General features: G+C 34.7%; 8 protein-coding genes. All 8 read left to right on the forward strand.

The genetic code is table 11. The annotated features are described in order from the left end of the window. The first annotated feature begins 20 nt into the window (after positions 1–20). Positions 21–764, forward strand: a complete 744-nt coding sequence (locus tag B2745_RS06525) for a DUF3823 domain-containing protein (RefSeq protein ID WP_304064451.1) — start codon at positions 21–23, stop codon at positions 762–764. 184 nt (positions 765–948) lie between these two features. Continuing rightward, positions 949–2904 (forward strand): glycoside hydrolase family 97 protein, encoded by a 1956-nt coding sequence (locus B2745_RS06530; protein ID WP_304064453.1) that lies wholly within the window; start codon positions 949–951, stop codon positions 2902–2904. Between the two features lie 30 nt (positions 2905–2934). Then, positions 2935–4797, forward strand: a complete 1863-nt coding sequence (locus B2745_RS06535) for a hypothetical protein (protein WP_304064455.1) — start codon at positions 2935–2937, stop codon at positions 4795–4797. 17 nt (positions 4798–4814) lie between these two features. Beyond that, a complete protein-coding gene (locus B2745_RS06540; RefSeq protein ID WP_304064457.1) occupies positions 4815–6674 on the forward strand; it encodes an FAD-dependent oxidoreductase in 1860 nt (619 codons plus the stop codon). A 19-nt stretch (positions 6675–6693) separates the two neighbouring features. Beyond that, positions 6694–7236, forward strand: a complete 543-nt coding sequence (locus tag B2745_RS06545) for a gluconate 2-dehydrogenase subunit 3 family protein (RefSeq protein WP_304064459.1) — start codon at positions 6694–6696, stop codon at positions 7234–7236. 11 nt (positions 7237–7247) lie between these two features. Continuing rightward, entirely contained in the window at positions 7248–8954 is a 1707-nt protein-coding gene (locus B2745_RS06550; RefSeq protein ID WP_304064462.1) for a GMC family oxidoreductase, read from the forward strand. 27 nt (positions 8955–8981) lie between these two features. Continuing rightward, entirely contained in the window at positions 8982–9848 is an 867-nt protein-coding gene (locus tag B2745_RS06555; RefSeq protein WP_304064464.1) for a sugar phosphate isomerase/epimerase family protein, read from the forward strand. Positions 9849–9900: 52 nt separating this feature from the next. Then, a partial coding sequence (locus tag B2745_RS06560; RefSeq protein ID WP_304064467.1) for an MFS transporter occupies positions 9901–10371 on the forward strand: 471 nt, incomplete at its 3' end.

Genomic DNA, 10371 nt, shown 5'->3' on the forward strand with positions numbered 1-10371 from the left:
TTCATCTTAAATTATACAATATGAATAAGAAGATTTTTAATTTAATATTATTAGCAGTGGTGATGATGGTATCATCCTGTGAAATAGATAATTACGACCAGCCTGAGGCCATTATATTTGGTAGAATTATAGATCAGGATGGTGAAAATGTACAGTCAGATGTATCTGCACAGGGCACAAAGATTATTTATTTTGAGAAGGGTAATTTTGCAGCACCAGAAAGACAAGCTATTACACCAAGAATAGATGGAACTTATGAGAGAGGGTTGATATTTCCTGGATTTTATGATATCGTGGTTCGTGATGCTAATTTCAGAAATTTAGATACACTTAAAAACTATGAAATTAAGGCAGGTAGAAATGAGCTCAACTTTACAGTTCAACCTTATATAAAGGTTAGAGATTTAAGTATTGTAAAGAATGGAAATCTTATTGTAGCCAAATTTAAGCTTTCAACCCCAGGAAGCACCACAACCAGAGTAGCATCAACACAACTATTTAGCTATATAGATAAAGTTGTAAGTATAGGAACCAGATTTGCAACACAACCAACTAATGCAGGTCTTTTAGCTTTAAATAGAATACCTGGCGCAGATGAAGAGTTTACTTTACAGATAGATTTATCCTTACAAGGAAATTTATTCTCTAAATATCCAACAGCAACAAAATTTTGGTTTAGGGTAGGTGCAGTGGTGGTAACTGCAGATGCCACCGGAACTCCAAAGTGGAATTATTCAGAACCTATTCAGTTAGCTATCAACTAAAATATGTTAAATCCATCAGGTTCATCATGATACATGATGAACCTGTAAAATTAGAAATTATATAACCCTGTTAATCGTTTAATAAGGCAAAGTTGAGACATACTTAAAGCCTTATTTAACATTAACCTAAGCATAGCTATTGCTTTTTTAAAATTTAAGATAACCGGTTTGTTATCATAAAAAAATGAGAATAGATATAAGAATAAGTCTAGAAATGAAGAAAATTTTAGTGTCATTTATAAGCTGTTTATGGAGTATACAGTTTTTGTGTGCTCAATATCAGGTACAATCTCCAGATAAGAAAGTTGATTTTTTAATTGATATATCAGAAGAAGGAAGCTTATCTGGTAAAATATTATTTAATCGTGAACATGTGCTTACAGCGCAGTTGGTAAATTTTGAGTTCAATACCAGCATGCCTGAATTAAAAAATAAGCTCATGGTTATCGATACTAAAATTACAACTACAGATGAAACCTGGATACCTGTATTAAAAAGATTTGATAAAGTAAGGAACAATTATACCGAGATATTGATAAATCTTCAAGAAAAAGTTGCTCCAAAGCGTAAGCTACAACTGATTGCCAGAGTTTATAATGATGGCGTAGCTTACAGAATAAAATTTCCTAAGTCTGTACATGGTGTAGATTATCTGATTAAAGAAGAACATTCAACTTTTTCTTTTGGTGAAGATCGTGTTTGTTGGGCGGCAGATCATATAAAGCCAGTATCTCCTCAGGAATCTTTTTTCTATAAACGTAATATATCAGAGCTCACACAAAAAATGCTTATTGGTTTGCCTTTAACAGTTAAAATATCTGATAAATGCTTTGCCGCAATTACCGAAGCAGACCTTACTGATTATGCAGGAATGTATTTAAAAAAAGAGCAAGATAAATTTGGTCTTAGCATGATGTTATCACCATCAATAGATAGCAGTCAAACAACTAAAGTTACCAAAAAAGAAGCTTTTAATACGCCTTGGAGGGTAGTCCTTGTAGGTGAAACTCCGGGTCGTTTAGTAGAATCAGAACTGATTAATAACCTTAATCCTCCTTGTGCTATTGAAGATCCATCTTGGATAAAGCCTGGTATTTCTGCCTGGGACAACTGGTACAGCAATGATGTAAAGATGGATGAACCAACCATCAAGCAATTTATAGATCTAGCTTCTGATATGACTTGGCCTTACATGATTGTGGATTGGCAATGGTATGGAGAATTTAATAAACCACAGGCTGATATTACCAAATCTGCACCGAATATCAATATGCCCCAATTAATTCAATACGCTAAAGAGAAAAATGTAAAACTCATATTATGGCTTTATTGGACAGATGTAAACCGTTCTGATTGGGATGCTGTATGTGCGCTTTATGAAAAATGGGGTATTGCTGGCGTAAAAATAGATTTTATGGATCGTGACGACCAAGAAATGGTGAACTGGTATGAGCGTATTGTTAAAACAGCTGCTAAGCATAAATTGATGGTTAATTTTCATGGTGCTTATAAACCAACCGGATTGGGTAGAACTTATCCTAACCAAGTTACAAGAGAAGGAGTTCTTGGTAATGAATGGAACAAATGGTCTTTAATGGTTACACCAGAACACCTGTGTACTTTACCTTTTACCAGAATGCTAGCTGGCCCAATGGATTTTACTCCCGGTGGTTTTGAAAATAGGAAGATAGATGACTTTCGTATTCAAAGTCCTACTCAAAGTATGTTAACTCGGTCTAATACCTTAGCGCAATTTGTAGTTTTTGATAGCCCATTAACTGTTGCCTGCGATCATCCTAACAGTTATAAAAACCAGGTAGGTAGCGAATTTTTAAAGAAAGTAAAAACCGTTTGGGATGATACTAAAGTATTGAATGGGGCTGTAGGAGAATACATTACCATGGCCAGAAGAGATAAAAAAAACTGGTTTATAGGTACCCTTAACAACAGTGAGACTAGAACATTAACACTTAAGTTAGATTTTCTGGGCGAAGGTAAGTTTAAGATCATTAGTTATGAAGATGATGCTTTAGCAAATAAGGCCTTACAAAAAGAAAAAATAGTAACCAATAAAAGTGAAATCAAAATTGCTTTATCTGCCGGAGGGGGATTTGCAGCTTACCTAGAACCCTCTGAATAAGATCCGTTTTTATAAAATTAAACCTAACAAATGAGAAAAAGTATCTGTTTACTTATCCTAAATTTTTGTTTACTAAGTGTAACCCTTGGTCAACAAGTTATCAACATCGGTACTATGGGATTAAAGCCTAATAGTAAAGATAATGCTATTACTTATTTTAAAAAGGCTTTACAACAAGCCAAGCAATACCCATCTTCAAAAATAGTTTTTCCAAAAGGTGTTTATCATTTTATACCAGATATAGATGCTAAACCATCCGATAAAACTTATATAGCCCTAGAGCTTTCTGGGTTTAAAAACCTGGTTATTGATGGTGGAGGGTCTGAATTCATCTTCCACGGCAGAACCATTCCATTTAATGTGTCCAAAAGCGAAAACATTACCCTTCAACATTTTTCTGTGGATTATGATAGACCCATGGTAACCCAAGGAGAGTTCGTTTTAGTAAGCGATACAGCTATACATCTTAAAATAGATAAAAAGCAATATCCTTATGAAATAGTTAATAAAAAAGTATGGTATTTAGGTAAAGGTTGGCGTTCTGATAAAGCTAAGTACGGACAAGTTTTTGATAAAAAAACGGGTAATATTATTCCTCAAACACATGACGAGCCTGCTGGCGATTTTTATGCACATGAAGCCAAAGAGTTAAAACCCGGACTTATCTCTTTCAAAGGACCATTTAACTGGATAAAACGTCCCGAAATAAGCAATATCATCACGATGTATAACTATATCTATGCTGCCAATTCTTTCCAGTTTGCTACATGCAAAGATGTTAACATTAAGGATATTACCTTATATCATGGAGGAAGTTTAGCAATTTATGCTACAGCAACAGAAAATATTTTTATAGACAATTTTGATATTATAGCTCGCGAGTCTAAACAAAGATTATTTGCCAATATGGCTGATGGTATTCACTTAAAAGGATGCAAAGGTTTAATCAAAATAGAAAATTGCGAGTTTAACGGTGGGGGAGACGATTTTGTTAATGTGCATAATATGTATGCCCCAATAGAAGAAAAATTATCTTCTCATAAACTGTTGGTAAAAAGTTTCAAAGGTTTTCATTTTGGCGAGGGCGAAGATGTATGGTATGTAGATGTTAAAACCGGGCAGAAAGTAGCCACTAATCATATCAAATCTATCAAACTTATAAATGGTACAGATTGGAAAGGAACTTTTGAAGTAGAATTTGATAAGCCTATTTCTGATTTGGTTGATACAGCAGATGTGATGGAAAGTGCTGAGTGGTTGCCATCTGTTGAAATCAGAAACAATAGAATCATGAAAAGACATCGTGGTACAGGTATAAGAGCAACCACACCTAAAAAAGTCTTAATAGAAGGAAACTATTTTACTACAGCGGGTCATGCTTTATTGATAGAAGGAGACCTAGAAGGTTGGATGGAATCGGGAGCTAACGAAGATATGATTATCAGAAATAATGTTTTTGATAATTGTATGACTTCTGGTAGTGTTACCGGAGGTCGTTGGGAGTGGGGAGAAGCTGTTATAGATATCACACCATCCGTTTTACCAACTGATGAAGACTCAAAACCTTATCATCGTAATATCATCATCACAAATAATAAGTTTCTGCATTTTGATTATCCAATCTTAAGAGCAAGGTCAGTTGGTAATCTCCAATTTACCAATAATACACTTACAAGAACTTATAACTATGAACCTTATACCATAGTTAAAGCTAACTTTTTATTAGAAGGATGCCGAGATGTTAAAATCACAGGAAATCAGTTTTCTAAAGACTTCTTAGGAAAAAACATCAGTACCACTTTCATGAAAAAAGAAGATTTAACAGTTGGTCCAGAACAAGGTTTGAAAATTGAAAACAACGGAAAATTATACACAGATAAACTAGAATGGTAAAAAATAAAATAAATAATATGAAAAGAATTTTGCTAACAGCGGTATTAGCTGTTTTAATGGTGTTAAATGTAGCTGCAAAAGACTACGATGTTATTATTGCTGGTGGCGGTACAGGTGGTTTTGCTACTGCAGTACAAGCGGCAAGAATGGGATGTAATGTATTGCTTATTGAAGAAACAGATTGGTTAGGTGGGCAAATGTCGGCAGCAGGTGTTGCTACAATGGATGAGGGTACTGTGGGCATAAGAAATCATGGTATTTACCAAGAATTTTACCATAAGGCAGATCAATATTACAAAAATATTGGAGAAACTGTAGGTACATGCTATTGGAATTCAGAATCTTGTGCTGTTGAACCATCGGTTGGTCAGGTTCTTATTTACGATATGATTAAGGAAGTAAATAAACTGGGTAAAGGGCATATAGATGTTCTGCTATACACTAAAGTAGTAGAAGTATTTAAACAAGGAGATAAGATTAATGCAGTAAAAATTGAAAAAGGACTTCAAGGGGCAAAAAAAACCGAAAAAATTGCTTGTAAGATTTTGGTTGATGCAACCGAGTATGGCGATGTTATTCCTTTAACCGGTGCGAGATACAGAATTGCAAAGCATGTAAGCGGGAGTATTGATCATGCTTCTAAAGTACAAGATTTTACTTGGACAGCCATTGTAAAAGAATATAGCGCTGGCTTACCAGAAGAATTAAAAGTTAAAACACCTCCAAAAGGTTATGAAGCTTATAAAAGACACTTGTCTTATATCAAGCGTCATACGGCTGATGATTATAATGTGTATGCAAATCCTACAAGCTGGAATACTGTAGCTTATTACAGGGGTTTGCCTAACTCAGAAACTAAAGGTATAGATGAGTATACTACTAAAACAGAATTAAATATTGCACAAAATGATGTACCTGTTTCTGTTGGTGATATTGAAGTGCCAGAATTGAGATGGAAAAAGGAGATGGAATTGCGTAAAAAGACATTAGGTCTAATTTACTACATGCAAAACGAGCTTGGTTTAAATTGGTCTGTAGATGTTTCTCAAAAATATGATAGTCCTTATAACGTATGGTTAACAAATAAAATGGTAACAGATTTTCCAGATTTAAAGCCTTATGAAGCGGTATTAAAACATTTTCCTGTGATGCCTTATGTGAGAGAAAGCAGAAGAATAGTTGGTTTACATACGTTAATAAGTTCTGAAATAGATCGTACTAAAAAGCCTGTTCCTTTCAAAGATGCCATTTCTATTAATGATTATCCAGAAGATTTACATGGTTCTAAACGCCCTCAAGATTTAGATATTGATATAGATCCTGCAGCAAGTTCTGCCGCTGAATCTCATGATTGGGATTCAAGAACAGGGGCTTTTTATGTACCGATGAGATCTTTTATCCCAGAGAAAATAGATGGTTTTCTAGCTGCAGAGAAAAATATTTCTCAATCTCGTTTGGTAAACGGAGCAACCAGATTACAGCCAAGTACGATGCTTAATGGCCAGGCAGTGGGTAACATAGCTGCATTATCTGTTAAATTAGGGGTACAACCACGAAATATTCCGGCAGTATTGGTTCAGGTAGAACAATTAGAAGCAGGAGCCCCTTTATTTGGAAAACCTATTATAGATTTAGTAAAAGGTACAGATAACTGGAAATCAGCACAATTATGTTTAATAAACGGATTATTAGATATGCCAGGCAAAAGATTTTTTCCTGAAGACCCTATATCTAAAGACAACTTCGAAAAAATTGTAAGAGATAATAATCTTAAAATAGAAACCCCAAAAGGAGTTATAACAAGAGCTTTTGCGGCAGAGCTATTTAGAAATTATTTAGTTGCTGAAGCAAATTCAGCGATTTCAAAAGTTAAATAATATCATTCAGTTATCAATAATGGATAGAAGATCAAGTATTCAAACACTTTTAATAGGTTCATTAGCTACCCTAGTTTTACCATCTTGCTCATGGTTTAGCAGAGATCCTGCTGTGATATTAAAAAATATCACTTTAGAAATCAGAGAGGAAGACATTATTGCCGCTTTATGTGATACGCTTATACCAGAAACAAAAAAGCAAGAAACTGTTATTCCTGGAGCATTAGGAACTCAAGCTTTAGAATTTTCATTAACGATGGTGGATGATTGTTATGAGCCAAAAAAGCAGCAAAAGTTTGTAAAAGGGCTTAAAGAATTTGATTTATTATGTGAGCAAAAGCTGGGTAATGCTTTTCATAAACTAGAGGCTAATGAAAAATTAACATTTTTGAGGACAATTGCCACAGGCGATAATATCCCTTCAGATATAACTTTTTTCTTTCAAAACTTACGTCAGCTTACCATTCGTTCATACACACAATCAGAATTTTATCTAACAAAAGTTCAGGAATACAAGCTTGTACCCGGTGTGTTTTATGGTTGTGTAAAAGTTGTTTCTTAACAATAAAAATCATGGAGGATATAAATAAAAATAACACTTTTGATGCTATTGTCATCGGTTCAGGAATGAGTGGTGGCTGGGCAGCTAAAGAATTTTGCGAGAAGGGACTAAAAACATTAGTTCTTGAAAGGGGAAGAAATGTTGAACACATTAAAGATTACCCAACAACCAATATGATGCCTTGGGAATTTAAACACCGAGGTGATATTCCTTACGAGATTCAAAAAAACAATCCCGTTGTAAGTAGATGCTACGCTTTTAGAGAAGATGCACAACATTTTTTTGTTAAAGATACAGAGCATCCATACATACAAGAAAAGCCTTTTGATTGGATAAGAGGTTACCAAGTTGGGGGTAAATCTTTACTTTGGGCCAGACAAACCCAACGTTGGAGCGACTTTGATTTTGAAGGACCTAAAAGGGATGGCTTTGCTGTTGATTGGCCAATACGTTATAAAGATCTGGATGCTTGGTATAGCTACGTAGAAAAATTTGCAGGAATATCAGGTAATAAAGATGGTTTACCCAATCTCCCAGATGGAGAGTTTTTACCACCTTTAGAACTTACCTGTGTTGAAAATTACTTTAAAGATTTTGTTGCCAAGAATTATAAAGGTAGAGATGTAATTTACGGTCGTTGTGCACATTTAACTAAGCCAGAGCCTATACATTTTGAGCAAGGAAGAGTACAATGCCAAAATAGAAGCTTATGTCAAAGAGGATGCCCTTTTGGTGGCTATTTCAGCAGTAATTCTAGTACTTTACCTTGGGCAAAAAAAACTGGTAATTTAATGCTGAGACCTTTTTCTGTTGTTCACTCTATCATTTACGATGATAAAAAAAAGAAAGCAGTTGGTGTAAAAGTAATTGATGCTAATACAAAGGAATCAAAAGAATATTTTGCGCCAATTATTTTTGTAAACGCCGGAGCTTTTAATACCAACCTTATCTTATTAAATTCTAAGTCAGAAAGATTTCCAAATGGTTTGGGTAATGATAACGGGTTATTAGGTAAATACGTTGCTTTTCATAATTACAGAGCCAGTATTTATGCTACTTATGATGGTTTTCAAGATAGCACCCATACCGGAGGAAGACGGCCAACCAGTGCTTATTTGCCGAGGTTTAAAAATTTATATAAGCAGGAAACAGATTTTTTAAGAGGTTATGCTTCAACCTTTATTGCAGAAAAGTGGCCTATAAATAACTACGAAGGTATTGGCGATACATTAAAAGAAAATCTACTGGATGAGCCGAGTTTAAGCTCATGGCAAATAAAATCTGGGATGATGGGAGAGACTATCCCTAAAGAAACCAATTATTTGGCTCTAGACCCCGAGAAAAAGGACGCATGGGGTATACCATTGTTAAGAATCAATATTGATTATGATGACAATGATGAAAAAATGATACAAGATTTCTTTGAAACTATGACGGATATGTATACCAAAGCTGGTTTCAAAAATATCAGAACAGAAGACACCAAACAAGCACCAGGATTAGACATTCATCACATGGGTGGTGTAAGAATGGGAAAAGACCCAGAAACTTCTTTGCTAAATAAATGGAATCAATTACATAATTGTCCGAATGTATTCGTGACAGATGGGGCTTGTATGACATCTACAGCAACACAAAATCCTTCTTTAACCTTTATGGCTTTAGCAGCAAGGGCAGCAAATTATGCAGTAGAACAATTAAAAAAGGGAGAGCTATAAAGCTTTTCTCATAAATGAAAATTATATATGACAAATAGAAGATTATTTATAAAACAAAGCAGTCTTGCATTGGCTGCCTTGGCAATCACTCCTTCATGTGTTTGGGGAGCATCATCTCAGAAAACTCTCGGCATTCAGCTTTACTCTTTAAGAGATATCTTAGAAAGTAATCCTGAAAAAGTTCTCTCCAAAGTAGCTGATATAGGATACAAGCAAGTAGAGGTTTATGGTTATAATAATGGTAAATTTTGGGGCTTAGAAGTAAAAGAGCTAAAAAAAATATTAGCAGCGAAGGGATTAGAAAGCCCGAGTGGGCATTATGGTATGGATGATTTTTTAAGTGGTACCAAAGATAATTTAGATGAAATCATAGAGGTTTCTAAACAGCTAAATCATCAATATTTGGTTATCCCAGCATTAAAAGAGTCTCTTAGGCAATCTGCAGATGATTATAAGAAATTAGCTAAACAATTTAATGCCATTGGTGAGAGATGTAAGGCAAACGGATTAAAACTAGGTTATCATAATCATGATTATGAGTTTATGAAATATGGTTCACAAACTGGATATGATATTTTGCTTCAGAATACTAATCCTGCTTTGGTAGATTTTGAGATGGATATTTATTGGGTGGCTAGAGCTGGACTTAATCCTATTGATTTATTTAATAAATATCCTAATCGTTTTGTGATGTGGCACATAAAGGATATGGATAAACAAAAACCACAATTGAACACCGAAATAGGTAATGGTTCTATAGACTTTAAAAAAATATTTGCTGAGCGTAAGTCATCAGGTATTAAATACTATTATTTAGAGCAAGAAAACTTCAACATAGATCCATTCGAGAGTATTAGTAAAAGTTATCAGTACTTGCAAAAGGAGCTTTTATAATTTAATTCAACATTCAGATCTAATTTCTATTTAAATATATCCAACCATTTAAATGAACGATAAAAAAAACACAAGAATATTAAACGCAGCGGTAGTAGTAGCAGCCTTAGGCTATTTTGTAGACATCTATGATTTATTACTATTTAGCATCGTAAGAGTACCCAGTTTAGTATCTATGGGCTTAACAGGAGATACCTTAACGAATGAAGGCATATACATATTAAATGCCCAGATGTTGGGATTACTGATAGGGGGATTGGTGTGGGGTGTATTAGGAGATAAGAAAGGTAGATTATCTGTGTTATTTGGTTCCATATTTATCTATTCGATAGCCAATATCGCCAATGGCTTTGTAGAAAGTACAGATGCATACGCCTTTTGGCGTTTTATAGCGGGCTTTGGATTAGCGGGAGAATTAGGAGCAGGAATAACCTTGGTAGCAGAGATTATGCCCAAAGAGAAGCGAGGTTACGCCACTACGATAGTAGCCTCTATAGGCGTAAGTGGGGCAGTGGTAGCCTAT

This window comes from Pedobacter glucosidilyticus (assembly GCF_002483235.1).
Taxonomy (GTDB): Bacteria; Bacteroidota; Bacteroidia; order Sphingobacteriales; family Sphingobacteriaceae; genus Pseudopedobacter; species Pseudopedobacter glucosidilyticum_B.